At 41.6% G+C, this 24,315-nt stretch carries 20 protein-coding genes; 11 read left to right on the top strand and 9 right to left on the bottom strand.

The window, feature by feature from the left end; translation table 11 throughout:
• The first annotated feature begins 9 nt into the window (after window positions 1–9).
• The 4 genes from mreC to rodA are packed head-to-tail and all read left to right on the top strand — an operon-like array spanning window position 10 to window position 4,434.
• Window positions 10–831, top strand: a complete 822-nt coding sequence (gene mreC, locus ACW6QP_RS12085) for a rod shape-determining protein MreC (protein WP_457911128.1) — start codon at window positions 10–12, stop codon at window positions 829–831.
• On the top strand, window positions 824–1,330 hold the full coding sequence (locus tag ACW6QP_RS12080; protein WP_457911127.1) for a rod shape-determining protein MreD: 507 nt from the start codon (window positions 824–826) through the stop codon (window positions 1,328–1,330). The genes mreC and ACW6QP_RS12080 overlap by 8 nt, the downstream gene beginning before the upstream one ends.
• On the top strand, window positions 1,327–3,189 hold the full coding sequence (gene mrdA, locus ACW6QP_RS12075) for a penicillin-binding protein 2 (protein WP_457911126.1): 1,863 nt from the start codon (window positions 1,327–1,329) through the stop codon (window positions 3,187–3,189). Before ACW6QP_RS12080 ends, mrdA begins: the two co-directional genes overlap by 4 nt.
• Window positions 3,190–4,434: a rod shape-determining protein RodA gene (rodA, locus tag ACW6QP_RS12070; RefSeq protein WP_457911125.1), complete on the top strand. Its 1,245-nt coding sequence runs from the start codon at window positions 3,190–3,192 to the stop codon at window positions 4,432–4,434.
• A 242-nt stretch (window positions 4,435–4,676) separates the two neighbouring features.
• Here the strand turns inward: rodA and ACW6QP_RS12065 are convergent, their stop codons facing one another.
• Window positions 4,677–6,812, bottom strand: a complete 2,136-nt coding sequence (locus ACW6QP_RS12065) for a carboxy terminal-processing peptidase (RefSeq protein WP_457911124.1) — start codon at window positions 6,810–6,812, stop codon at window positions 4,677–4,679.
• A gap of 146 nt (window positions 6,813–6,958) precedes the next feature.
• On the opposite strand from ACW6QP_RS12065, the gene surE reads away from it, so the two are divergent.
• Genes surE through ACW6QP_RS12040 form a run of 5 tightly spaced genes read left to right on the top strand, consistent with a single transcriptional unit; the run spans window position 6,959 to window position 11,731 of the window.
• Window positions 6,959–7,741: a 5'/3'-nucleotidase SurE gene (surE, locus tag ACW6QP_RS12060; RefSeq protein WP_457911123.1), complete on the top strand. Its 783-nt coding sequence runs from the start codon at window positions 6,959–6,961 to the stop codon at window positions 7,739–7,741.
• The gene (locus ACW6QP_RS12055; RefSeq protein ID WP_457911122.1) at window positions 7,734–8,015 is read left to right on the top strand and encodes a hypothetical protein; all 282 of its coding nucleotides are present in this window, start codon (window positions 7,734–7,736) and stop codon (window positions 8,013–8,015) included. The genes surE and ACW6QP_RS12055 overlap by 8 nt, the downstream gene beginning before the upstream one ends.
• Complete coding sequence (gene lpxB / locus ACW6QP_RS12050; protein WP_457911121.1) at window positions 8,016–9,137, top strand: lipid-A-disaccharide synthase; 1,122 nt, start codon at window positions 8,016–8,018, stop codon at window positions 9,135–9,137.
• Window positions 9,134–9,643, top strand: a complete 510-nt coding sequence (locus tag ACW6QP_RS12045; protein WP_457911120.1) for a C40 family peptidase — start codon at window positions 9,134–9,136, stop codon at window positions 9,641–9,643. Before lpxB ends, ACW6QP_RS12045 begins: the two co-directional genes overlap by 4 nt.
• 45 nt (window positions 9,644–9,688) lie before the next feature.
• Window positions 9,689–11,731, top strand: coding sequence for a ComEC/Rec2 family competence protein (locus tag ACW6QP_RS12040; RefSeq protein WP_457911119.1), 2,043 nt, complete (start codon window positions 9,689–9,691; stop codon window positions 11,729–11,731).
• Between the two features lie 67 nt (window positions 11,732–11,798).
• Here the strand turns inward: ACW6QP_RS12040 and ACW6QP_RS12035 are convergent, their stop codons facing one another.
• The 3 genes from ACW6QP_RS12035 to ACW6QP_RS12025 form a co-directional block, all read right to left on the bottom strand.
• Window positions 11,799–12,338 (bottom strand): thioredoxin family protein, encoded by a 540-nt coding sequence (locus ACW6QP_RS12035; protein ID WP_457911153.1) that lies wholly within the window; start codon window positions 12,336–12,338, stop codon window positions 11,799–11,801.
• Window positions 12,339–12,428: 90 nt separating this feature from the next.
• Window positions 12,429–13,997, bottom strand: coding sequence for a peptide MFS transporter (locus ACW6QP_RS12030; protein WP_457911118.1), 1,569 nt, complete (start codon window positions 13,995–13,997; stop codon window positions 12,429–12,431).
• A gap of 15 nt (window positions 13,998–14,012) precedes the next feature.
• Window positions 14,013–16,184 (bottom strand): S9 family peptidase, encoded by a 2,172-nt coding sequence (locus tag ACW6QP_RS12025; protein ID WP_457911117.1) that lies wholly within the window; start codon window positions 16,182–16,184, stop codon window positions 14,013–14,015.
• Between the two features lie 182 nt (window positions 16,185–16,366).
• Between ACW6QP_RS12025 and ACW6QP_RS12020 the strand changes: the two genes are divergently transcribed.
• Window positions 16,367–17,683, top strand: a complete 1,317-nt coding sequence (locus tag ACW6QP_RS12020; RefSeq protein ID WP_457911116.1) for a hydroxymethylglutaryl-CoA reductase, degradative — start codon at window positions 16,367–16,369, stop codon at window positions 17,681–17,683.
• A complete protein-coding gene (locus ACW6QP_RS12015; protein WP_457911115.1) occupies window positions 17,683–18,600 on the top strand; it encodes a GYDIA family GHMP kinase in 918 nt (305 codons plus the stop codon). The genes ACW6QP_RS12020 and ACW6QP_RS12015 overlap by 1 nt, the downstream gene beginning before the upstream one ends.
• A gap of 73 nt (window positions 18,601–18,673) precedes the next feature.
• Here the strand turns inward: ACW6QP_RS12015 and ACW6QP_RS12010 are convergent, their stop codons facing one another.
• The 5 genes from ACW6QP_RS12010 to ACW6QP_RS11990 form a co-directional block, all read right to left on the bottom strand.
• Complete coding sequence (locus ACW6QP_RS12010; RefSeq protein ID WP_457911114.1) at window positions 18,674–20,791, bottom strand: peptidylprolyl isomerase; 2,118 nt, start codon at window positions 20,789–20,791, stop codon at window positions 18,674–18,676.
• A gap of 96 nt (window positions 20,792–20,887) precedes the next feature.
• Window positions 20,888–22,177: a hemolysin family protein gene (locus ACW6QP_RS12005; RefSeq protein ID WP_457911113.1), complete on the bottom strand. Its 1,290-nt coding sequence runs from the start codon at window positions 22,175–22,177 to the stop codon at window positions 20,888–20,890.
• Window positions 22,178–22,183: 6 nt separating this feature from the next.
• A complete protein-coding gene (locus ACW6QP_RS12000; RefSeq protein WP_457911112.1) occupies window positions 22,184–22,375 on the bottom strand; it encodes a hypothetical protein in 192 nt (63 codons plus the stop codon).
• Window positions 22,368–22,937 carry an LPS export ABC transporter periplasmic protein LptC gene (gene lptC / locus ACW6QP_RS11995; RefSeq protein WP_457911111.1) on the bottom strand — a complete coding sequence of 190 codons (570 nt, stop codon included), beginning with the start codon at window positions 22,935–22,937 and terminating at the stop codon, window positions 22,368–22,370. Before lptC ends, ACW6QP_RS12000 begins: the two co-directional genes overlap by 8 nt.
• Window positions 22,938–22,940: 3 nt before the next feature.
• On the bottom strand, window positions 22,941–24,314 hold the full coding sequence (locus tag ACW6QP_RS11990) for a hypothetical protein (protein WP_457911110.1): 1,374 nt from the start codon (window positions 24,312–24,314) through the stop codon (window positions 22,941–22,943).
• Window position 24,315 lies beyond the last annotated feature (1 nt).

Genomic DNA, 24,315 nt, shown 5'->3' with positions numbered 1-24,315 from the left:
AGATAGCTTATGCAGCAAATATTCAATTTTCTTATCCGCAATAAGAATAATATCCTTTTCTTATTCTTGCTGGGGCTATCTGTTTTTTTTACTATCCAAACCCACTCCTTTCACAAAAGTCGGTTTATTAGTTCGGCCAACCGGGTGACCGGGGGTATTTATTCCTGGGCCAGCGGGATTAGCAATTATTTAAATCTCGAAGAATACAATCAACGCCTGCTTGAAGAAAATATGCAGCTAAGAAATGTGATTGCCACCCTTAACGACACTATTGATATAGATAGTTATAAAGATAGCATCACATTTAGGGATAGTTATTATTTTCGGTCGGCACGGGTGATCAACAACAATTTTTCAAAAACCGATAATTACCTTACTTTGGATAAGGGTGAAAATCACGGGATAGAGCCCGAATTTGGCGTGGTTACCAGCCAGGGGATAATTGGAATTGTAGACCGAATTAACAGCCGCTACTCCAGGGTGATTTCTATTTTAAATTCTGAATCCAGGATCAATGCAAGACTGGCCAAAACCAATCATTTCGGGAGTTTGGTATGGGATGGCAAAAACCCAAATATAGTACAGCTAATCGATGTACCCCGGCAGGCACCGCTTGAGCAGGGAGACACTATAGTAACCGGTGGCCGCTCTTTAATTTTCCCTGAAGGCCTGCATATTGGAACTGTAGAAAATTTTGAACTGGACCTGAGCGAGAGTTATTATACCATACAGGTGAAGCTCTTTAATGATATGACCAATATCGGCTATGTGTATGTGATAGAAAACCTCGATAAAGAAGAAATTTTAGCCCTGGAGAAGACCGATGAATAGCCATATAATTTCAAATATCACCAGGTTCATCCTGCTCATTTTCGTACAGGTGTTGTTGCTGAACAACATTAACTTTATGGGGTATATCAATCCCTATCTCTATGTTTTATTTATTTTGCTCTATCCCTTCAACTCTAACCAGAGTTTATTTTTATTCCTCTCGTTCTTGCTGGGATTAAGTATAGATATTTTCGAAGACAGCGGCGGGATTAATGCCGCAGCCTGTTTAATTGCAGCTTATTTACGCCCCTTTTTGTTAAGGTTTTCCTTTGGAGTGAGTTACGACCATCAAAACATCAGGCTTAGCACCACTCCATTTGGGGCCAGGCTCAGTTATGTGTTTTTGATGATTTTAATTCATCATTTCATACTTTTTTCTTTGGAAATGTTCAGTTTAAATCATATCATTCCTATTCTAAAGAAAACTGTTTTTTCTACAATTTTCACGGTAATTTTGGTGTTTCTAAGTCTGGCATTATTCAGCAGAAAATATAGATGAGAAAAATTCTTTTATACGTTATTATTCTCATAACCGGGATGATCTTCCTGGCCAGGCTGTTTTATTTGCAGGTTATCGACACTTCGCTGGCGATTCGTTCTGAAGATAATGCTATCGAAAAAGTTTACGATTATCCGCAGCGGGGGTATATCTATGATCGCAATAAAGAATTGATGGTTTCCAACCAACCTTCGTATGATGTGATGGTGATTCCGCGAAACCTGAAGCCTTTTGACACTACTGAATTTTGCGAAATTCTAAAGATCACTCCCCGCGAGCTTGGAAAGCGGCTGGACAAGGCTAAAATATATTCCCCATTATTACCATCGGTAATCATTCCCCAGCTCACCAAGAGCGAGTATGCCTATTTGCAGGAGAAAATGCGCAAATACGAAGGTTTTTATATTCAAAAACGATCGCTTAGAGATTACCACGTAGATCATAGCGCCAATGTGCTTGGATATATCGCGCAGGTGAATAAACAAATTATAAACGACAACCCTTATTATATTTCAGGTGACCTTATAGGAAAAATGGGGGTTGAAGGCCAATATGAAGAATTACTTCGGGGAGTAAAAGGGGTGAAATATATTCAGAAAGACCGGTTTAATCGTAATATAGGACCTTATAAAGACGGGATTTATGATACTCTTCCCAAGAAAGGCAAAGATCTCACCATCACCATAGATTCCAAATTGCAGGCCTACGGTGAGAAATTGATGAAGAATAAGCGCGGGGGCATCGTGGCTATCGAACCTCAATCGGGTGAAATTCTCACAATGATAACCGCACCAAATTATGACCCGGCTCTATTGGTGGGTCGCCAGCGTTCTCCCAATTTTACCAAACTCTATTACGACACTATTGCAAGGCCTCTTTATGACCGCGGACTTTTAGCCGAGTATCCTCCCGGCTCTCCGTTTAAAGTTATGAATGCCCTTATCGCTTTGCAGGAAGGCGTTGTGGATACCCGCGACCAGTTTTCCTGCTATAATGGTTACACTTACGGAAGAGGCCGAAAAATGGGTTGCCATGCTCATCCAAGTCCGTTGAGTATGGTTCCGGGTATTGCCCATTCCTGTAATGCTTATTTTGCCAATATTTACCGAAGAATCATCGAAAAATATCCAAGCCCACAAAAAGGAATGGATGTATGGAATGAGCATTTAAAAAGCTTTGGTTTTGGACAGTATTTAGGCAATGACTTAAGCACAGGAAGACCGGGAAAAATTCCTGATTCTCAATATTACAACAGGATTTATCCCAATCATAACTGGTATGCCACCGCTACCCTCTCCAATGCTATTGGGCAGGGAGAAGTTTTAATGACGCCTATTCAACTGGCCAATATGGCCGCAACAATCTCAAATCGGGGATGGTATTACACTCCGCATATTTTAAAAGAAGTTGACGGCGATCCTATAAAAGACGAAAATTTTACCACTAAAAAACACACAAGTATAGAACCGCGGTTTTTTGATCCCATTGTAGAGGGAATGCACGAGGTTTACAAAAGCGGTACGGCCAGGAGCTTGCAAATTCCGGGAGTTGAAATTGCAGGAAAAACCGGTACCGCCGAGAACTTTACCAGATTTAACGGAAAACGCATGCAACTTACCGATCATTCCATTTTTGTGGCCTTTGCGCCCGTAGATGATCCTAAAATTGCGATTGCTGTTTTTGTGGAAAACGGGTATTGGGGAAGCCGATATGCAGGTAGGATTGCAAGTTTAATGATAGAGCAGTATATGAAAGGAGAAATTACGCGGAAGGATATGGAGAATTGGATTCTTTCTCACAGCCTGGAAGATGAATATGCCAAGCCGCTAAGCGGGGAACCCTTCAGAATAAATCAGTAAATGGGAAAAAGCACGGGATTCGACTGGATCACTATACTTATTTATATTTTACTGGTAGGCATTGGATGGGCTAATATTTATTCAGCTTCACTTACGGGCGATTCTTCCAGCATCTTCGATTTGGATTTCGTTTATGGAAAACAAGGGCTCTGGATAGCGCTAAGCGTCTTTCTTATCATTATCATTCTTTCGATAGAAGCGCGCTTTTATTATCGGTTTTCGAGTGTTATCTATGTGATTAGTTTGCTCTCCCTCGCCGGGCTTTTTGTATTCGGAAAAACCATCGCCGGCCAAACGGCCTGGTATGTCATGGGCCCGGTTAGCCTTCAACCTGCCGAATTTGCCAAGGCCGCCACGGCACTGGCAATAGCCAAATATCTTAGCGGAATCCAGGTGAATATTCAGGAATTTAAACATCAGGTTCGGGTATTTACTATTTTGGCCTTACCGGTAATTTTGGTGATGCTGCAACCCGATGCAGGAAGTGGCCTGGTATATTTTTCATTTATTTTTCCGCTTTATCGCGAAGGTTTGCATTTTGCATATTTGCTTATAGGTTTTTTCGCGGCGGCAATTTTTGTAGCCACCCTCGCTTTTGGGCCGGTATATGTAATTATTGGGGTTGCGGTAATAGCCTTGCTGTTTTTTCTGAAAAACCTAAAGCGACGCCCCAATATCATTAAATACCTGTTTCTTGTAGGAGTGGCGGTGGGTTTCACCCTGTCGGTAGACTATGTTTTTGAAAATGTTTTTAAACAACACCATCGTGATCGTTTCAACATCGTTTTAGGAAAAGAAGTAGATGCGCGGGGTATCGGCTATAATACCAACCAGAGTGAAATTGCCATTGGTAGCGGCGGTTGGTTTGGAAAGGGCTGGACCGAAGGCACTCAAACCAAAGGCCATTTTGTACCCGAGCAACATACCGATTATATCTTTAGCACGGTAGGTGAAGAATGGGGTTTTCTGGGAAGTACTCTGGTGATCGCACTTTTTATTTTATTGATGATTCGCTTACTGTATATGGCCGAGCGGCAACGTTCACAATTCAACAGGGTTTATGGCTATAGCGTTATTGGAATCATTTTTATGCACTTTTTGGTAAACATAGGAATGGTTATCGGGATATTCCCAACTGTAGGTATCCCCCTCCCCTTGCTTAGTTATGGAGGTTCAGGGTTATGGGCTTTCACCATCCTTATTTTTATCTTTATAAAACTGGATGCCGACAGGATGTCGCTCTAGGAGCATTGTTCTACTACCAGCAATATGGCTGCAACGAATAGAATTAGGAGAGGATAAATAAATTTTCTTTTAAGCATATTGAATTATTTAAGCGAAGAAATCTTCTGGGTGTAAACTTACGATTTATCTAAAAAAGCAAAATTTCAGCATTCACTTTTTATTGAATCAATCTTCAGCTTCATCATAAAACAAAGAAGGCTACCCTTGAGGACAGCCTTCTTTATTACTGATAATACAAAAATTTAATCCCGCAGTTTTGCAAGTTTAGATTGATGTATATTCTTCACTTTCATATCATATAACACATTGATAGCTTCTTCAACATACACGTCTCTACTCAGGCTGGTATGCCATCTTTCTCTTTTCTCTTTAAGAAGAGTGTCAGATTCAAACAGGGTTTCTTCGTAAGGCAGAGATTTATAAGTAAGATTGGTTTTATATTCTTTGATACCCTCAAAATATTTAGCCTGTTCTTTATTTGCTTCAGCCTGTTTTCTATAATCTTCAAGGCTTAAAGGATGAATATTCTTTTCACTTTGAGTTTTAACCCATTTAGCATTCTCTTCGATAAGCTTAATTTGGGCATTATCCTGCATTCGCTTTTTACTGTTAGCAATGGCTTCTTCAAAATCTATATAACCATCCCACACATCATAACTGGCTGCATCTATTTTATCCCAGGGAAGCGGATTCGATTGATCTTTTTCACCAATATCTACAAAGCTATAACGATCTGGAACAACCACGTCGCTCTTCACTCCCTCTAATTGGGTAGAACCACCATTTACTCTATAGAATTTTTGAGTGGTTAATTTAAGAGCTCCCATATCGCCATAATCGCTATTTCGCAGCCATCGGTTAAGGTCAATTACGTTCTGAACAGTACCCTTTCCATAGGTTTGTTTACTACCAATAACAATAGCTCTTTTATAATCCTGCATTGCTGCAGCAAGGATTTCTGAAGCTGATGCCGAAAGTTCATTTACCAGAATCACTAGAGGACCGTCCCATAAAGTACCGGGTTCCTGATCTTTTAAAACCTCTTTTCTGGAACCGGTAGATTTTACCTGAACAATAGGACCTTTATCGATAAACATTCCGGCGATATCCACTACTGTTTTCAGAGAGCCACCACCATTATTTCTAAGGTCTATTACGAGACCTTCCATATTTTGTTCTTTCAGGCTAATCACAGCTTTTTGAACATCTGAAGCTGCATTGCGGTTCTCGTAGTTCTCCATATCAAAGTAGAATTTCGGCAAATTCACCACACCAAATTTCTTACCTTCCTTCTCCACCATAGTTGTTTTGGCGTAGGTTTCTTCAATCTCTACCACATCGCGGGTAAGGATAATATCTTCTATGGTTCCCAATAATTTCTTGCGAACGGTAAGGGTTACTTTTGAATCTTTTGGACCTTTGATAAGTTCAACCGCATCGTCCAGTCGCATACCCACTATACTCACCGGTTCTTCCTCATCTTCCTGCTTCACTTTTAAGATCACGTCCCCTTCGCTCAATTCATCGCTTCTCCAGGCAGGACCTCCGGAAATTACCTCCATAATGGTGATGTTATCAGATTTTTTCTGAAGTCTGGCGCCTATACCTTCAAGTTTTCCAGACATAGCGATATCAAACCTGTCTTTATCCTGGGGAGCAAAATAGAATGTATGAGGATCAAACTCCTCTACGATGGCGTTGATATAAGCGTGGAAATAATCCTTGCGCTCAAGATCATCGGTAAAGTCGTAATACTCATCTAAAGAAGTAAGAGTAACTTCACGGGCTTCTTTTTCGAGCTCTTCAGGAGATTTCATTTCATAATCAGGATCATTTTCAAGTTTCTGTTGCTCCTCCTCCATCTTATCGTAATAAGTGATTAGGGTAGAAAACTTCAGCTGCTTTCTCCAACGTTCTTTTAAAGCTTCGGGAGAAGCTACATAATCCATATTTTCATAATCGGTATTGATTTCTTCCTTTACAGAAAAATCAAACGGCTGGCTTAGAATTTCTTTATATAAACTTCTGGCCTCCTCGGCTCGTTGCTGGTATCTATCAAAAGTAAGATCGAAAAAACTAATGTCTTTTTCTTTGATCTGGTCGTCGATCAAAGTTTCATATTTAGAAAATTCCTCGATATCGCTGGCGTAGAAAAAGCGCTTACTGGCATCGAGACTGGTTAAATAATCCTCATAGACCCCACGTGAGAAGTCATCGTTAATATCTTTAGCTTCAAAATGTCCCTGACTAAGCACATAAGTGATTAGGTCTATTAGAAGTTTATCTTTGTTCGGGTCGTTAAAGCTTCGGGTTGTGAAGCTGCAAGAGGTCACTGCCATCACCAACAGCAGAACCAATACACTAAAATTCCTTTTCATAAATCTTTTTAATTTCATCCTAAATTGCTCACCAAAATACATAAAAAACTGTGCCAAGGCCTTAATTTCACGCTATTTATTTGTTAAACTACTAAGATAAGCTTTCCCCCGGAAATTACTATTTTAGCAAACATAATTTTGAATCTATGACTAAGGAAAAACCCTTAATTCTGGTGACCAACGATGATGGGATCACCGCACCGGGAATAAGAGCTTTAATTGAAGTAATGAAAGATTTGGGCGATGTAATAGTGGTAGCGCCCGATAGCCCGCAAAGCGGAATGGGTCACGCCATCACCATTAGCGACACCCTTTTTTGTGAACCCGTCACCATCAAAGAAAATTACAAACATAAAGAGTTTAGTTGTTCAGGAACCCCGGCCGATTGCGTTAAAATCGCCACCCAGGAAATCCTGCACCGAAAACCCGACCTTTGTGTGAGTGGAATTAACCACGGTAGCAATTCTTCGATCAACGTGATCTATTCAGGCACTATGAGTGCAGCAGTCGAAGCCGGAATTGAAGGCATCCCGGCCATCGGGTTTTCCCTTCTGGATTATTCGCTCACCGCCGATTTTGAACCTTCCAAGAAATTTGTAAAAGCCATCACCCGCAATGTTCTTAAAAACGGACTTCCAACCGGCGTGGTGCTCAATGTAAACCTTCCAAAACTACCCGAATCTGAGATTAAAGGTATAAAAGTTTGCAGGCAGGCCAACGCGCACTGGGAAGAAGAATTCGACAAGAGAACCAACCCGCAGGGGCGGGACTATTATTGGCTCACCGGAAGATTTGTTAATAAAGACAACGGCCAGGATACCGACGAATGGGCACTTGCAAACGGGTATGTATCGGTTGTCCCGGTGCAATTCGATCTAACCGCGCATCATTTTCTCGATGATTTGAATAACTGGAAACTCAATGATTAAGCAAAATATCTTTATTGGATTTTTAGTTGGGATTTCAGCGAATATCGCCGGGATTTTGCTCTATATCAGCCTTTTTTCTGAATATAATATAGACGAAACCCTGCAGGATGCGCTTCGAAATGACTACCTGGGTAAAATTATAGCCCTGGGTGCAGTTTTCAATTTTTTACCCTTTTTTGTGTTTCTGAAGAAAAAACAAACCTATCACGCCCGTGGCGTGTTGATGGCTACTATGCTGGCCGCCGTGGTGATGGCTGTTTTTAAAATCCTGTAGATGAAATATTACCTGATAGCCGGCGAAGCCTCGGGCGATTTACACGCCTCCAATTTGATGAAAGCCCTGAAGGCCGAAGACCCCGAAGCCCAATTTCGCTTTTGGGGAGGCGATCTTATGCAGGCCCAGGGCGGCAAACTGGTAAAACACTACCGCGAGCTGGCCTTTATGGGCTTTGCCGAAGTGCTCCTAAACATTCGCACCATACTAAGGAATATTTCTTTCTGCAAGCAGGATATAGCCGATTTCAAACCAGATGCGATCATCTTTATAGACTACCCCGGGTTTAATATGCGAATCGCAAAATGGGCGAAAGAAAAAGGCATTCAAACCCATTATTATATTTCTCCGCAAATATGGGCCTGGAAAGAAAATCGCATCTCTGCGATAAAACGGGATGTAGATTTTATGTATGTTATCCTACCATTTGAAAAGGAATTTTATGAGGAAAAACATCAGTTTCCTGTGCATTTTGTAGGACATCCTTTGCTTGATGCGATTGCCGATATCGAGCAAATAGAGGAGTTTAAATTTAAATCTGAAAACGAACTCGACGATCGCCCAATTATCGCCCTGCTCCCCGGAAGCCGTAAACAGGAAATTGCAAAAATGTTGCAAACTATGCTGGAGGTAACGCGGCATTTTCCAGATTACCAATTTGTGATCGCAGGTGCTCCCAGCCAGGAAATCGAATTCTACAGCCAATACACCCAAAAGAGCAATGTACAGGTGGTTCAAAATCGCACCTACGAATTATTAAGCCTTGCCCACGCAGCCCTGGTAACTTCGGGAACTGCGACCCTGGAGACCGCGCTCTTTAAAGTGCCTGAAGTGGTATGCTATAAAGGTAATTTCGTCTCCTATCAAATCGCAAAAAGAATTGTAGATCTGGAGTATATCTCGCTGGTTAACCTAATTATGAACCGGGAAGTAGTCACCGAACTCATTCAGCGAAAGTTTAATGCCAAAAGTCTGAGGAGGGAATTATCTGCTATTCTGGAGGAAGATCGCCGAAAGGAAATCTTTGGCGATTATTATGAGCTGGAACAAAAACTTGGTGGCCCGGGTGCAAGCAAGAAAACCGCCCGTTTAATCGTTAAGCATATAAAAGAAGCGCAATGATTTTAAAGAGATTCGGCCTGTTATTTATTTTAGCCATTTTAATGGCTTCCTGCGGCAGTTCAAAGAAATCGGCAATTTCAGCTAAAAAATCCGGCATCTCCACCGCCGCCGAGCCCAAAAATCACAAGGCCTATAAAATAGTGGCCAATGCTCAAAAATTTGAAGGCACTCCTTATAAATACGGAGGAACTACCAAAAAAGGTATGGATTGCTCGGGCCTGGTTTATGTGTCATTCCTTGAAGAAGATATTCCCCTGCCGCGTACCTCCCGGGATTTGTCCCTGCAGGGAAAACGCTTATTCCTAAAAGAAGTCACTATTGGCGATCTTTTGTTCTTTGAAACCGATAAAAACCGAAAAGTAATCAATCACGTAGGTTTGGTGGTCGATGTGCTTCAGGACCAAATTCTTTTTATCCATTCCTCGACTTCCAGGGGAGTCATAATCTCCTCTCTTTCTGAAAACTACTGGCAACAGGCCTTTGTGATGGCGCGCAGGTTATTGTAATTTTTTATATCTTCAGGACTTCGCCCCGCTTAATTTCCAGGAGGGATGAATTTGCTCAATTTTAGCCTTATTAAAATCGCGCTGGTCTTTGGGGCCGGGTGTTTGCTAGGGTTTTATATAGACCTCTCCCCTGCGTTTATTGTATTAATTTGCATTACGCTTTTAGCGCTCTTCTTTTTCGCTTACCGGCGTGAAAAGAGAATGATCTTTCCAGATAATCTCTTCGGAAGTTTGGCGCTCCTGCTTCTTTTTTGTCTGGGAATTCTGAATTCCAGCCTGCGTCTGCCCGAAAACCGCAGCGATCATTACCTTAATTTTTCAGCTGAAAATGAGCCTGAAAATTGGCTGCTAAGCGGGGAAATTTCAGAAAATCTAAAACCTACCAATTTTTCCAGGAGGTATATCCTGAATTCAGAAAAACTTATTTCGGGAGATAGCAGCATACAGGTTGCAGGCAAAATATTTCTCAACCTCCCGGCCGACAGCCTGGCTCATTTTCAGCCCGGCGACCGACTTTTATTGCCTTTTGAAACTAATGAGTTTAAACCTCCCGGAAATCCGTTTCAATTCGATTACCGAAACTATATGCACAGGCAGGAGATTTACAGGCAAATACAACTTCAGCCTGAAGCAATTCTCAAAACCGGGCATAACCGGTGGTCCTTAAAAGCGCTGGCAGCCAGGTTTAGATCAAAAGTTATATCGAAGTTGCAACAGGAGAATTTTGGCGATGACGAGTTTGCCGTTATGCAGGCCCTACTTTTAGGCCAGCGCCAGGATCTTTCTACTCAAACCTATGCTGCTTATGCTGCGGCAGGCGCTGTGCATATTCTGGCTGTTTCGGGCCTGCACGTGGGTATTATTTTACTGCTTCTAAACCATCTTTTTAGATTTTTAAATCATAGCCCCCGGGGAAGAATAATTAAGACCATACTGCTCCTTACATCGCTTTGGGTATTTGCCATCATAGCAGGCCTTTCTCCCTCGGTTACCCGTGCGGTTAGTATGTTTTCTTTTGTAGCCATTGGAATGCAGCTTAACCGAAAAACCAGCGTAATGAACAGCCTGTTTACCTCGTTTTTCTTTTTAATACTTTTTAGCCCATTTTTGATTTTTCAGGTGGGTTTTCAATTAAGTTATTTGGCGGTATTTGCCATTGTTAGTATTCAACCCAAATTGGCAGGTATTTTTAAGCCAAAGACTAGAATTATCAAATATTTCTGGGATATTTTTACGGTGAGTTTGGCAGCTCAAATTGGGGTTTTGCCATTAAGCCTGTATTACTTTCATCAGTTTCCGGGTTTGTTTTTAGTCTCTAACCTGGTGGTTTTACCCGTGCTTGCAATTATTCTCGCCGGCGGAATTCTGTTGATCTTTCTTTCCCTGCTCGGGATGGTCCCGGCAATTTTCTCGAGCTTTAATAATGAAATTTTATCCCGACTAAACGCTTTTATTAATTGGGTTGCAAACCAGGAAGACTTTATTTTTTCTGAAATTCACTTTAGCATCTGGCAGGTGCTGCTCGCTTATCTCTGCATACTTTCGCTAATTTTTTATCTCTACGGAAAGCGTTATAGTCAGCTGGTAGCCCTTCTTGTTTGTATCATCGGCCTACAATTGATATTCATTTCAGAAAAAACAAGCTTCCGTCCTGCCGATGCCCTGGTTTTTCATCTCAACCGTAACAGCCTGATTACAGAATTTAAGAATGGGAAAATTCGGGCCTTTACTACCCAGGATTCTGTAGCCCGGCAAAGCCTATCCAATTACAAAACCGGCGTAAATGCCGATAGCCTTGAGGTAAACAAACTTCAGAATTTTTACAGGTTCGGCAATAAAAATCTTTTGGTGGTGGATAGTACAGAACATTTAATTCCCGATTTTAAACCCGATATCATTTTGTTGACTCAGTCTCCAAAAATCAATTTGGAGCGATTGCTTCAAATATATCAACCGGAAATACTGGTTGCCGATGGCAGTAATTACAATTCCTTTGTGAAAAACTGGAAGGCTACTGCCCAAAAACAAAAAGTCCCTTTCCACCATACCGGTGAAAAGGGAACTTTTCGCATTTTCCGGGAGCCATAAGACTCCAGAACAACTAACACTTAAATTTTACCCGCTAATCGGGATAGTATCATTTCAAAATTTGAACCTATTTAAAAGTACTTTCGAACTTAGACTCATAATCTTTCCAGGCTTCCTGACTGGTAATTTTTTTATAATCTTCTCCTGAAAACAGTTTCAGGTAGATTTCCAATTGCTTTGGAGTGCGATACCCGGGAATGGGGCCAATTAAATTGGCTTCCTCATCAAAAAACACCAAACTGGGATAACCGGTAACTTTTAGAGCCCGGGTAAATTCGTGGGTGCTGTTTCTACCTTTTCGGTTTTCATCAAATCCCGGATTGCTAAATTTCTTGTTTTTATAGGTAACCTCCTCGTTCCCTTCAGCATTAAATTTAACGGGATAGAAATTTTTATTGATATAATCGATTACATCGGGATTGGTGAAGGTATTCTTATCGAGCATTTTGCAGGGGCCACACCAAAGCGTGTAAGCATCCATAAAGATTTTCTTAGGTTGCTTTTTTTGAGCTGCCAGGGCCTCGTTCATACTCATCCATTGAATTTCCTGCGCTTGCAATGCGCTAATACTGAAAACAAGGAGTATTAGAGTAAAAATACGTTTCATCATCTACATTTAGAATTTGAACTTCAGACCTACAAAAAACGTTCCTCAAAATTAAGGAACGTTTTTTAATTATTTTAATCGGGTTTTAATTTATTCGCGTTCGGTATCGGCGATTTCATATTGTTCCTGCTCGAGCATTTCAACTTCATTATCTTCAGCCCCGTGAGTTAACCTTTTTAAAGGTTTCAACATTAACAGAACTATTCCTGCGAAAGCAACGGTAAAGATGGTGATGCCCGAAAAGATTGCGATATCTCCTGCTTCTGAAGCAAATCCGCCTACTACCCCGGCGAGTTTATTCCCCAAACCGGTTGCCGCGAAGTAAACCCCCATCATAAGCGATGCATATTTCATCGGCGCAAGCTTGGTGATAAAAGAGAGCGCTACCGGCGATGAGCAAAGCTCTCCAATGGTATGAAACAGATATGCCAACACCAACCAGTACATAGCCGAAGCTCCGTTTTCTTCGAATTGAAGGGAAGCCCCCACCATAAAAACGAAGCCAAGCCCCATAATGATAACCCCGGTTGCCATCTTGAAAATGGATGAAGCCTCTTTACTTTTAAGTTTTCGTCTGGCCCAGAAATTTGCCACTATCACCCCAAAGATGATAATAAACATCGCATTTAAAGACTGAAACCAGGATGCGGGAACTTCATTCCCTATTAATGGAAGGCTAAAAGGCAAACTACGATTGGTCTTTTCAAAAGCATAGATATTCATCAAACCACCGGCCTGCTCAAAGGCTCCCCAGAAAACGATTACCAAAATAAAAGAAAGCAACATCACTACATAACGATCTTTCATTACTTGCGTGGTAAGATCTTTATAAATCATAAGCATCATAGCAGTAACCAGAGAGATAAATACAAATAACAGACCGTAGGCCCAATCCTGCATCACAGTCCAGTATAGAGAAAAGATCATTAAAGCTCCGCTTATAAAAAGCTGAAGTGGAGATTTGAATAAATCTGAAAACAGGTTTCTTAACGAAGCCCCTTCGCTTCGTTCTACCTTAGAGAGCAGATTTCCAACGTTGGTTAGATAACGTTGCCCCCACCAGTAAACAATAAGTCCAAGAGCCATAGCGATCCCCGCAAGACCAAAGCCATAATGCCAGCCAATATTTTCCCCTACATAACCTACAATCAAACTGGAAAGAAACGCACCCAGGTTAATTCCTATGTAAAAGATGGTGAAACCTTTATCTCTTCGAATATCGCCCTGTTTATAAAGTCCTCCTACCATCGTGGAGATATTAGCCTTTAAAAGCCCTACTCCCACGATAATGAGACCAAGACCCGAATAAAAGGCCCACATCTCTTCTATCGCTAAAATTGTATGCCCGGCCACGAGAATTATACCTCCCCAAAGCACCGCTTTTTTCTGACCTAATAATTTATCGGCTATCATCCCACCGGGTATGGAAGCCACGTAAACCAACATGGTATACCAGCCGTAAAGTGCAAGAGCTTCTGGTTGAGTCCAACCTAAACCTGCATTGCCATCGGTGGTGGCACTTACCAGATAAAGCACCAAAATTGCACGCATCCCATAATAAGAGAAGCGTTCCCACATTTCAGTTAAAAACAGGATATATAATCCTACCGGATGCCCAAATAATTCTTTTTGAGGTGCTCGGGTTGTTGAATTAGCCATTTAGTATAGTTTTTCTTAAAGTTTATCCTTGATAAAATTGGTCATTAGGGTATACAGGTGCAGTCTTGTATTGCCGCCATAGATCCCGTGATTTCGGTCGGGATAGATCGCCCATTGAAATTGTTTGTTAGCCTGAACCAAAGCTTCCACCATTCTCATAGTATTTTGCAAATGCACATTATCATCTCCCCCACCGTGAATAAGCAGGTAATCACCTTCTAATTTTTCCACGTGGTTTATTGGCGAGTTTTCATCATAACCTGAAGGATTCTCCTGCGGGGTGGTCATATATCTTTCGGTGTAGATAGTGTCATAGAATCTCCAGCTGGTAACAGGCGCAACGGCTATAGCCATAGAGAAAACCTCGTTTCCTTTCAGGATGGCGTTAGACGACATAAATCCGCCGTAGCTCCAACCCCAGATTCCTATGCGATCTTCGTCTATATAATCTAATGCAGCAAGCTGTCTGGCTGCCTGAATTTGATCTTCAACCTCAAATTTTCCAAGCTCCTTCTGGGTCACTTTTTTAAAATCGGCTCCCTTAAATCCTGTACCTCTTCCATCTATAGTTACAATCATATAACCTTCGTTGGCCAGTAGTTGATACCAATATTCATTGGCATTGTAGTAAGAATTGGAAACCGACTGAGATCCCGGCCCCGAGTATTGGAACATTAAAAGCGGGTATTTTTTGCTTTCATCAAAATCGCGGGGTTTGATGGTCCACATATTCAAATCATTCCCGTTAACTTCTATCGTGCTTAATTCTTTCGGAATAAAATCATAGCCTTTTTCCTTTTCCAGAAGGGCTTTGTTATCCTTGATGTTTCTTACCAGTTTTCCGTTTTTAGCGTTATGCAAGCTAAACTCATAAGGAGTTTGAGTATTGGTGAACGAATTAATGAAGTAGGAATAATCGGCGCTAAAATCGGCGCTGTTCATCCCGGTTTTTTCGGTGAGTCTGGTTTTGCTTTTTCCGTTAGGTTTTATGGAGTACACATCGCGGTTTACGCTTCCATTTTCTGTGCTTTGATAGAAAATTCGATTGGATTTTTTATCAAAACCATAGTACCTGGTAACTTCCCAGTTTCCGCTGGTTACTTGATTTTTTAATTTTCCCGATTTGTCATACAGGTAGATATGATTCCAGCCATCTCTTTCGCTGGTCCAGATAAAATCGTTGTTATCGAGAAAAGTAAGGTTGTCGGTTACATCTACATAAGCTTCATCGGTCTCGGTCATGATCACTTCAGCCTCCATATCACCGGCATCCACAAAGATAAAATCGAGTTTGTTTTGATGACGGTTCAGCACCTGAACACTTAAAACTTCCTCATCGTTTGTCCATTTAATTCTCGGAATATAAAAATCTTCATAATCTCCAAGTTCAACCTTTTCATTTTCTTCTGAAGAAAGATCGTAAATAAATAAACTCACTTCTGAATTCTGCTCCCCGGCCTTGGGATATTTAAAAATCGACTGCGTAGGATACAAATCCTGCCCAAACATATCCATCGAAAATTCGGTCACTTCAGATTCATCGAACTTTAAATATGCAATTTTTTCTCCCGATTTATTCCACTCAAAAGCGCGAACAAAGGCAAATTCTTCCTCGTAAACCCAATCGGTCACCCCGTTGATGATGCTATTTATCTCTCCATCGGTAGTAACCTGGGTTTCTTCTCCGCTAGAGATATCGTAGGTGTAGATATTGTTTTCGAAAACATAGGCAACTTTAGAAGCATCTGGAGAGAATGTGGGCTCCTGCACCTTTTTGTCGCTAAGCTTTGTAAGTTTTTTAGAATTTAAATCGTAGATATAGTAGATTCCGCGGGAAGAGCGTCGGTAAATTTGTTCGCTTTCGGTGCTGAGCAAAATTTTTGATTCATCTTCACTAAGGCTATAATTATTAAAATTATCCAGGCCTTCGATATCTTTGGTATTGATAAGACTGCGGGAAAGATTTCCGCTTTTGTAATCGTAAACATCAATTTGGGTAGTTTGATTTTCCCTATCGCGGTTCAGAACTATATATTCTTTACCGTTGTTTAGGGATTGCAGGGATTGAAGACGCTCCTGGCTAAATTCTCCACCCCAAATATCTTCAAGGCTTATCTTTTTTTCCTGAGCATAAACTGCTGAAGTTGCAGCAATTAACAACCCAAGCACCACATATTTAAATCTCATATTTTGTAGGAATAAGTATTGCAGGCCAAGTTTACTAAAATTTCAGCAAAAATTCTTAACTCCCAGTGTTAAATACTAAGGATTTGTTAAAGAAATTTTCGACAAAATCAGCCCGGTAAATTGTTTTGGTTTAGTACTAGAGTTTAGCTTTGTATCTTTGTGCGGCTCTAAATTTTAGCAATATGATCACACCTGTTACCGGCTTTTCCAAACTCAGCAAAAAGCAAAAAATAGACTGGCTGGCCGAAACTTACCTAAAAGACCAACCCGAAGATGTTCGCATCCTGCGTCAATACTGGAATAGCGATGCCAACCTGCAGCAATTGCACGACGAATTTACCGAGAATACCTTATCTAATTTTTACCTGCCTTTTGGCCTGGCGCCTAATTTCCTAATTAATGGAGATTTACTGGCCCTGCCAATGACCATAGAAGAAAGTTCTGTAATCGCAGCGGCCAGTAAAGCAGCCAAGTTTTGGCGAAATCGGGGCGGATTCAAAGCCGAAGTGATCAATATTAAAAAAATAGGTCAGGTACATTTTATCTGGAAAGGTGATTTTGAGCATTTACAGGCCTTCTTCGAGGAGGTTAAACCCAAATTGCTCGAATCGGTAAAACCTATCACCAGGAATATGGAAAAACGCGGTGGCGGGGTGCTGGACATCGAGCTAAGAGATAAAACCCAGAGCCTGGACGATTATTTCCAACTTCATTGTTCGTTCGATACCCGCGACTCGATGGGCGCCAACTTTATCAATTCCTGCCTGGAGCATTTTGCTGAAGTTTTCAAAGCTGAAGCCCGGAAATTTGATGCTTTTACTGCTGAAGAAAAAGAGGTAGAAATCATCATGAGTATACTCTCCAACTATGTTCCTGAATGCCTGGTAAGAGCTGAAGTTTCCTGCCCGGTAGAAGATCTCGATGAGGATCAAAACCTGAAAGGAGAAGAATTTGCCAGAAAATTCATTCAGGCGATTAAAATAGCCGAATGCGAACCGCATCGTGCCGTTACCCATAATAAAGGAATTATGAACGGAATCGATGCTGTGGTCCTGGCAACCGGAAACGATTTTAGAGCTGTGGAAGCCGGGGTGCACGCCTACGCAGCCCGAAAAGGCACCTATAAAAGCCTTACCCACGCCGAAGTGAAAAACGGAGTTTTTAAATTCTGGATCGAAGTGCCGCTGGCCCTGGGTACGGTAGGCGGGCTAACAAGCCTTCACCCGCTTGTAAAACTGGCGCTGGACATTTTGCAGCAGCCTTCAGCTGAAAAATTAATGCAGATCGTAGCAGTAGCCGGCCTGGCTCAAAATTTTGCAGCGGTTCGATCGCTAATCACCACGGGAATTCAGCAGGGTCATATGAAAATGCATCTAATGAATATTCTCAACCAACACAAGGCCACCGAAACCGAGAAACATCAACTTACCGAATATTTCAAAAAACATACAGTCACTCACAGCAGTGTGGTAGAACAACTCGAAAAGTTAAGAGCCTAATGCAGGAATTTAAAAGCAACGGAAAATTATTGATCACAGGTGAGTATGCCGTTTTAGATGGCGCAAGGGCCCTGGCAGTTCCTACTAAATTCACTCAAAGTTTGCAGGTAGAGCCAGCTCCGGGAACCGGGATTTCGTGGCAAAGTCTGGATGAAAATCAGGAGCCCTGGTTTGAAGCCCGGTTTCAATTAGAGAATAATGAGTTAAGCCTAAAAAATTTGATTCAGGGGGAACACAAAGTGGCTGAAAGGCTGCTGCAAATTCTAAATTTCGCCCATAAACAAAAGCCAGAAATTCTTTCAAATTCATCCTGGAATGTCAAAACCCTGCAGGATTTTAACCGGAAATGGGGCCTGGGGACCTCCTCTACCCTTATCAACAATTTGGCGAATTGGTTTGAATTCGATGCTTATGAATTGCTAAAAAACAGCTTTGGAGGCAGCGGATACGATTTGGCCGTCGCAGGAAGTAAAAGCCCTGTGGTTTATCAGTTGGACAAAGACAAGCCTAAAATATTAAAAACCAATTTTCATCCTGCCTTTGCTGAAAATCTATTTTTCGTGTACCTAAACCGAAAGCAGGACAGTAGGCAGGCCATAGCTCATTATAGAAATCAGGAGAAGGCAAATAAGGGAATTTTAGTCGAGAAGATTTCAGCGCTTACCGAAAGCTTTTTGCAATGTGAGAATTTAGACGAATTTAAAACCCTTATTCTCATTCATGAAACTTTAATTTCGAAGGCGATCCATCTTCCGCGAATTAAAACCGAACTTTTCCCCGATTATTCCGGCGAGATCAAAAGCCTTGGTGGCTGGGGCGGCGACTTTATTCTGGCCACAGGAGGCGAACAGGAGCAAGAATACTTCCGCAGAAAAGGCTATAATGAAATTCTCTCCTATAGCGATATGGTTTTGTAAAATCTTATTTAAATCCATAAAAAAACGCCTCCCAAACCGGAAGGCGTTTTTTGATATTTTAAGCTATACTCTTCTAGTAAAATTTAGCACGATTATCTTCGATATCAGCTTTCTTTCTAAGCGCATCGAAAAGTCGTCCTGCAGCCTGCTGGCGAAGTCTTGCAGTTTCCTGATCGGCTACATTGCGGTAAGAATCTCTGGCAGGAGCTTCGTTACGGCTTACCAATTCTACCACGTAAACTCCTTTATCGCCTTCAATTGGCTTGCTTACTTTACCCGGCTCCATCGCAAATACAGATCCTACCACTTCAGGCTCTCTACCGGCGCCGGCAAGGGTTGGGTTACCAAGGTTTACCGCATTGGCGGTTTGTACCATAGTGTTTTGATTGCTGGCGATAGCTTCGAGGTTATCTCCTGAAAGTCGATTTTTGATGATTTCAGCTTTCTTCTTTTTAGTAAGAATTGGAAGTACGGTCGAAGAAGCATCTTCAGCGCTCATAAGGCCTTTATCTCTTTTCGAAGTTACCTGAGCAACCATATATCCATTAGGAAGATCGAAACGTCTAATGTCCCCAACTTTGGTATCATCTTCAAAAGCCCATTGTACTACTCTTCTCTGCTGTCCAAGCCCGGGAATTCTCTCTTCCAGCGCTTTTACATCGCGCACGGTTTTCACTTCGTAGCCATTTTTCTGAGCCTCCTCGGCAAATTTATTGTCGCGTGCTGCGATTTCAAATTTGGTTACTTCGTTGAAAAGATTGTTTCGCGATCTTTCTGAAGCTTCGATCTCACGAGCTAAAGTAGCCAGTTTTACCGCTCTTTCTCTATCGGTTTGTTCCTGGATGTGAATTACGTGGTAACCAAAATCGGTTTCCACCACTTCTACATCACCAGCATTTCCTTCAAAAATAAAGGCATCAAATTCTGGCACAAAAGCTCCGGGAGTAGCCCACCCAAGATCTCCACCTTCTTCAGAATTTGAAAGATCTGATGAGAATTGAGCCGCTAAAGCAGAAAATTGGTTCTTATTGCTGCGAACCACCCCGGCAAGACTATCGGCTAAAGTTTTAGCTTCTTCCTTGCTTCGGGTCACATCGGGAGCAAACTGCTGCCCACGGTAGGCCACTAAGATATGTGCTGCCTTAGAAGAATCGGGAATTTGTTTGGCTTCTACAAGTCTGCTAAGCTTCCAGTACCCATCGTGCTGGTATGGCCCGAAACTCTCTCCTTCTGAAAGGTTAAACAGGTTATCGGCGAATTCACGAGGCAATTGATTTTTGAAATAAAAACGATTCTCATAAGGTAAATCTGAATTTTCATTCACGAAATCCTCGATATCTTCGGCCTGTGCAAAACCGGGAAGAGTATCGTTAGCCTGTGAAGCTGCATTATATTCTACTCTTGAATTCAATAAAGCTGAAAGGCCTTCCTGGGCTTCGGCATTATCTTCTTCTGAAGCGGTTTCTTCAAAGAAAACATATTGAATATTTCTACTGGCTTCAGTTTCGAAACGAGCTGAATGATCTTTGATATATTTTCTGATTTCATCCTTGCTTACCTCTACTTCATCATCTGACACTGAAGTGTAAGGGATTTGAACAAATTTTAAATCGATATTATCGTTTTCCAGTCTGTAAGCCTGCTCTCCTTCTAATAAAGTAGCCCCAACCCCGGCGCTTACCATATTAAAGTAAGTATTCTGGCGGGCAGTATTGGCTAAATTTTCCTCGAAACGCAACCACTGGTCATAAGCTTCAGGGGAAGAGGCCTTAATGCTGGCTACGTATTCGCGAACAGCATTTTCATCGAACATTCCGGCTTCATTGGTGAAGGCCGGGTTATTTCCCATTTGCATTCTAATCATTTGACGAATCTGGGCCTGCTCGGCTCTAATGCCAAGTTTTTCCAATTCTTCTTCAACGATAAGCTCGCGCAATCTTTGTTCCCAAACCTGGTTTACCGCATCGGTAGTGCTGGCATTGGTGCCGGTGTTTCTTTGAAAACCTTCTACCTGTCTTGCAAATTCCTCACGACCAATCTCCTGGCCATTAACCACTCCAATTGTGTTTTGGGTTTGCGAAGAAAAACCTCCATTTCTAATCACATCGGCAAGAACGAAAGAGAAAAGCGCCAGGGCGATAATGATAATCAAGAAAACAGAACGCTGTCTGATTTTATTTAATACTGCCATTTGTAGTTTGTTATTTATCGAAATACAGGGGGCGAAAATAATGTTTTTAGCCTAATAATAAAACTTATAATTAGCAAAATCTTAACTAATTCGCAATTATTCTGAGGCTTTGATTTGCAGCTCCACCAATTCGATTTTGGTATTGGAAACTTCGAGGATATCAAACTGAAATTCATTTATTTTCACCTGTTCCCCCTGCTGCGGAATTTCTTCGGTATGATTCACTATAAATCCTGAAAGGGTTTCATAATTTTCACCCTCGGGAAGATTGAATTTATAATTTTCGTTAAGATAGTCAACCTCCAGGCGGGCCGAAAATCTGAAGTGATTTTCTCCTAAAACCTCTTCGGTTAACACTGCCGAGTCGTGTTCATCTTCAATTTCACCAAACAACTCCTCCACGATATCCTCAACGGTCATCATCCCGCTGGTGCCGCCATATTCATCGATCACCACAGCTATACTTTTCCGTTTTTTAATCAGTGCGTTGAGCACGTCTTTGATCCACATAGTTTCAGGAACAAAAACCACAGGCATCAAAATAGATTTAAGGCTTTTTGGTTTTTTAAAAAGATCGAAGGAATGCACATAGCCTATGATGTCGTCTATGGTTTCGTTATACACTAAAATTTTAGACAGGCCGGTTTCGGTGAAAGTCTCAATAAGATCCTGAGGGGCCTGGTGCTGGTCTACGGCAATGATCTCGGTACGAGGAATCATCACCTCCCTGGCTTTGATATCGGAAAAATCCAGTGCATTTTGAAAAATCTGAATTTCTGAATCTACCTCATCATCATCTTCTACGGTTTCCATCTGTTCATTGATGAAGTTTCCGAGGTCGACCTTAGAAAAGGCTAATTGCACCTCGTCTCCTTCCGTCCTGAAAAATCGCTTCAGAATAAGATCTGAGATCTTAATTACAAAGCTTGAAATAAAGCTGAAAAGCAGATAAAAAATATAGGCCGGTACCGCGAAAAACTTCAGCATCGAGTTCGCGTAGATCTGGAAAAATACCTTCGGAAGAAATTCGGCAGTGAATAAAATTACCAGCGTGGAGATAAGGGTTTGGGTAAAGAGACTTAGATCGGTAATGAAATAATTTACCAGGCCACTATCTACCGGATGCAGGGATTCTAACCACAGCATAATTAGATCACCCATATATACCCCGTAGATCACCAGCGCGATATTATTGCCCACCAGCATGGTGGCAATAAATTTTGAGGGTTTTTTTGTGAGGTTTTTTAAGACTTTCGCCAAAAAATCTTCCTGCCTTTTCTCTATCTCAATATAGATCTTATTGGAAGACACATAGGCGATTTCCATTCCCGAAAAAAACGCAGAAAAGAGAAGGGAGAGTACAATAATCAGAATGCTTTCGGTCATTCGGGTTTATTTATTACGTTCTTCAAATTTACGCCTAAAGCGTCTTTTGAAGAAGAACATAAATACAGATACCAGTACAAAGAAAATGAAGAGGTAAGCCCGGTTGCGTTCGGTACTCCAAATTCTTACCGCTTCGAAAGCGAAAAAAGCCGCGATAAACAGGTAAGCATATTCAAAATATTTAAAGTATTTACTCATCTTTATTTTCTTCTATGATTTGAATTCCAACGTTGGTACGGGATCGAAAATTACCGAAATTTTGATTAGAATCAAAACCTTCCCCCTGGTTCACCGCCCCGTTAGGAAAGCGAATGGTGTTGGGTCTATCGGTAAACACCCAGCTTAAATTTTGATCCCAGTAAAGCTGGCTGGCTTCAAGGCGGGTACTATCGCTGGTGATGATCACCACATCGCCCTGTAAATCTATGAGGCCGGTTTCTTCATAGATTACCCCGTAGTTTGCCGTAACCGTATTTTTTTTATTTTCCTCATCAAAGAACTCCAGTTCCAAACCGTCGGGAAACTCCCGGTAGGGAAAGCTTTTATTGGAAAAATCATACATTTTTGGACTACGCAAGTTAGCCACTAACCTGCCACTATCGGTGTATTTCAGATTGAGCTCCCCTGCAATTGCCTGTGGGGAACCACCTTCCAGATCGAGGGCACGAATTTCCTTTAAATTACCTTGACATGAAAAAAGCATTGTCACGCCGGTTAGCGTGACAATGCCTGAAATGATATTCTTATATGTGATCTTCACATTTTATAAGTTTGGAATGCGAACACTCTCGCCAATCCAACATCCGATAGAAATAGTTTCTCCAGCGCTGCTTCCTCTCTGGAAAACATCAGATTTTTGTGGAGCTCTACCTCTATAAGCCTCAACCGATGCATTTGCGTTCGAAGCGATAGATGGATCTACTCTTGCAGCTCTGGCAGCATAATCGGCAGCTAACCAGTACACAGCTCTTTTTGAGAAGGCATCATCCCCACAGTCGTTAGCACTCTGCGCATACATATTTGCAATTTGCAGGTAAGCGCTACCTAAAGACGGCTTAGCATTCACAGCTTTTCTATAGAAATTTCTGGCCTGAGAGAAACTTCCTCTCTCTTTATAGTTACCTGCAATTCTATAGTAAATTCTGGCTTTATCAGAAGGATCTTCTTCCAACTCTGCAGCCTGGTTGTAATACTCAAGAGCTTTAGCTCTGTCTCCATTAGCTTCAGCTAACTGTCCAAGTGAATAAGCAGACTTTGCAGAAGGCTCCAGGTTGTGAAGGGCTTCAGAAACCTGAACGAATAGTGGATCTTCGGTACAATCTTTATCAGAAAGTCTTGCGTTTACACTTTTCAACCAGTCAACATCGGCTCTCTTCTCATCAAAATCTTTGGTGTAAAGAGGGATCAGGTTATCACAATCGGCTCTTTGACCCAATTTAGCTGCGATACTACCTTTAACAAGATTATAGTTGTTTAGGTTAATCTCAGCGTTTTTGATTTGAGTTTGCTCTTTCGCAGTAAGGTCTTCACCTTTTTCCTGCTTTTCCAGCATAGGCGCCAAACGCTCGGCAGCTTTGTTTTCTTCCTCTTCGATTTTGGCCATAACCTTATCATAGTTATCGAAAACCTCCTGAAGCTCGCGCTCTCCGGCGTCCTGCATATCTACCATTAACTGGAAGTACGCATAAAGACCTTTAGGACTGGTAAAGTTATCTCTATCTTCGGTGAAGGCACGGTCAAAAGCTTTATACAGCTCTTCGGTGCTACCTATTTTATTGTCATATCTTAACTGAGCGATATCGGCATAAATTTTACCTTTTGGGGTTTTTTCAGGAAAAAGTTCCAGTCTCTCCTCCCAAAGCTCAATTAGCTCTTCTATATATTCTTCTTTTTGTTCACCTTCAGAATTGGCGATCTTGTGGTTCAGTGCACGCTCACCATATTGAAAAGTAGCCAGGCTGTACTTGGGACATTCCTCTCTAACTTTCATTAATGGCTCATAGGCGGCGTCGTAGTTTTTGGCCTTGGCATCATCGTATGCCAGAGCAGCCATCGTTGCACAGTCATTAGACTGTGCGCTCAAAACACTTGAACCTAACACGGCTCCTGATAGTAATGCTATTAATCTCGCTTTCATG

This window comes from Salegentibacter haimaensis, from assembly GCF_054121495.1.
Note: the sequence above shows the minus strand (reverse complement) of the source record. Positions and strands in the feature narration are given on the sequence as shown.

What these genes read in the sequence shown, in the direction of transcription:
- mreC (WP_457911128.1), top strand. Translation starts at nt 10, where the DNA reads ATGCAGCAAATATTCAATTTTCTTATCCGCAATAAGAATAATATCCTT.
- ACW6QP_RS12080 (WP_457911127.1), top strand. Translation starts at nt 824, where the DNA reads ATGAATAGCCATATAATTTCAAATATCACCAGGTTCATCCTGCTCATT.
- mrdA (WP_457911126.1), top strand. Translation starts at nt 1,327, where the DNA reads ATGAGAAAAATTCTTTTATACGTTATTATTCTCATAACCGGGATGATC.
- rodA (WP_457911125.1), top strand. Translation starts at nt 3,190, where the DNA reads ATGGGAAAAAGCACGGGATTCGACTGGATCACTATACTTATTTATATT.
- ACW6QP_RS12065 (WP_457911124.1), bottom strand. Translation starts at nt 6,812, where the DNA reads ATGAAAAGGAATTTTAGTGTATTGGTTCTGCTGTTGGTGATGGCAGTG.
- surE (WP_457911123.1), top strand. Translation starts at nt 6,959, where the DNA reads ATGACTAAGGAAAAACCCTTAATTCTGGTGACCAACGATGATGGGATC.
- ACW6QP_RS12055 (WP_457911122.1), top strand. Translation starts at nt 7,734, where the DNA reads ATGATTAAGCAAAATATCTTTATTGGATTTTTAGTTGGGATTTCAGCG.
- lpxB (WP_457911121.1), top strand. Translation starts at nt 8,016, where the DNA reads ATGAAATATTACCTGATAGCCGGCGAAGCCTCGGGCGATTTACACGCC.
- ACW6QP_RS12045 (WP_457911120.1), top strand. Translation starts at nt 9,134, where the DNA reads ATGATTTTAAAGAGATTCGGCCTGTTATTTATTTTAGCCATTTTAATG.
- ACW6QP_RS12040 (WP_457911119.1), top strand. Translation starts at nt 9,689, where the DNA reads ATGAATTTGCTCAATTTTAGCCTTATTAAAATCGCGCTGGTCTTTGGG.
- ACW6QP_RS12035 (WP_457911153.1), bottom strand. Translation starts at nt 12,338, where the DNA reads ATGAAACGTATTTTTACTCTAATACTCCTTGTTTTCAGTATTAGCGCA.
- ACW6QP_RS12030 (WP_457911118.1), bottom strand. Translation starts at nt 13,997, where the DNA reads ATGGCTAATTCAACAACCCGAGCACCTCAAAAAGAATTATTTGGGCAT.
- ACW6QP_RS12025 (WP_457911117.1), bottom strand. Translation starts at nt 16,184, where the DNA reads ATGAGATTTAAATATGTGGTGCTTGGGTTGTTAATTGCTGCAACTTCA.
- ACW6QP_RS12020 (WP_457911116.1), top strand. Translation starts at nt 16,367, where the DNA reads ATGATCACACCTGTTACCGGCTTTTCCAAACTCAGCAAAAAGCAAAAA.
- ACW6QP_RS12015 (WP_457911115.1), top strand. Translation starts at nt 17,683, where the DNA reads ATGCAGGAATTTAAAAGCAACGGAAAATTATTGATCACAGGTGAGTAT.
- ACW6QP_RS12010 (WP_457911114.1), bottom strand. Translation starts at nt 20,791, where the DNA reads ATGGCAGTATTAAATAAAATCAGACAGCGTTCTGTTTTCTTGATTATC.
- ACW6QP_RS12005 (WP_457911113.1), bottom strand. Translation starts at nt 22,177, where the DNA reads ATGACCGAAAGCATTCTGATTATTGTACTCTCCCTTCTCTTTTCTGCG.
- ACW6QP_RS12000 (WP_457911112.1), bottom strand. Translation starts at nt 22,375, where the DNA reads ATGAGTAAATACTTTAAATATTTTGAATATGCTTACCTGTTTATCGCG.
- ACW6QP_RS11990 (WP_457911110.1), bottom strand. Translation starts at nt 24,314, where the DNA reads ATGAAAGCGAGATTAATAGCATTACTATCAGGAGCCGTGTTAGGTTCA.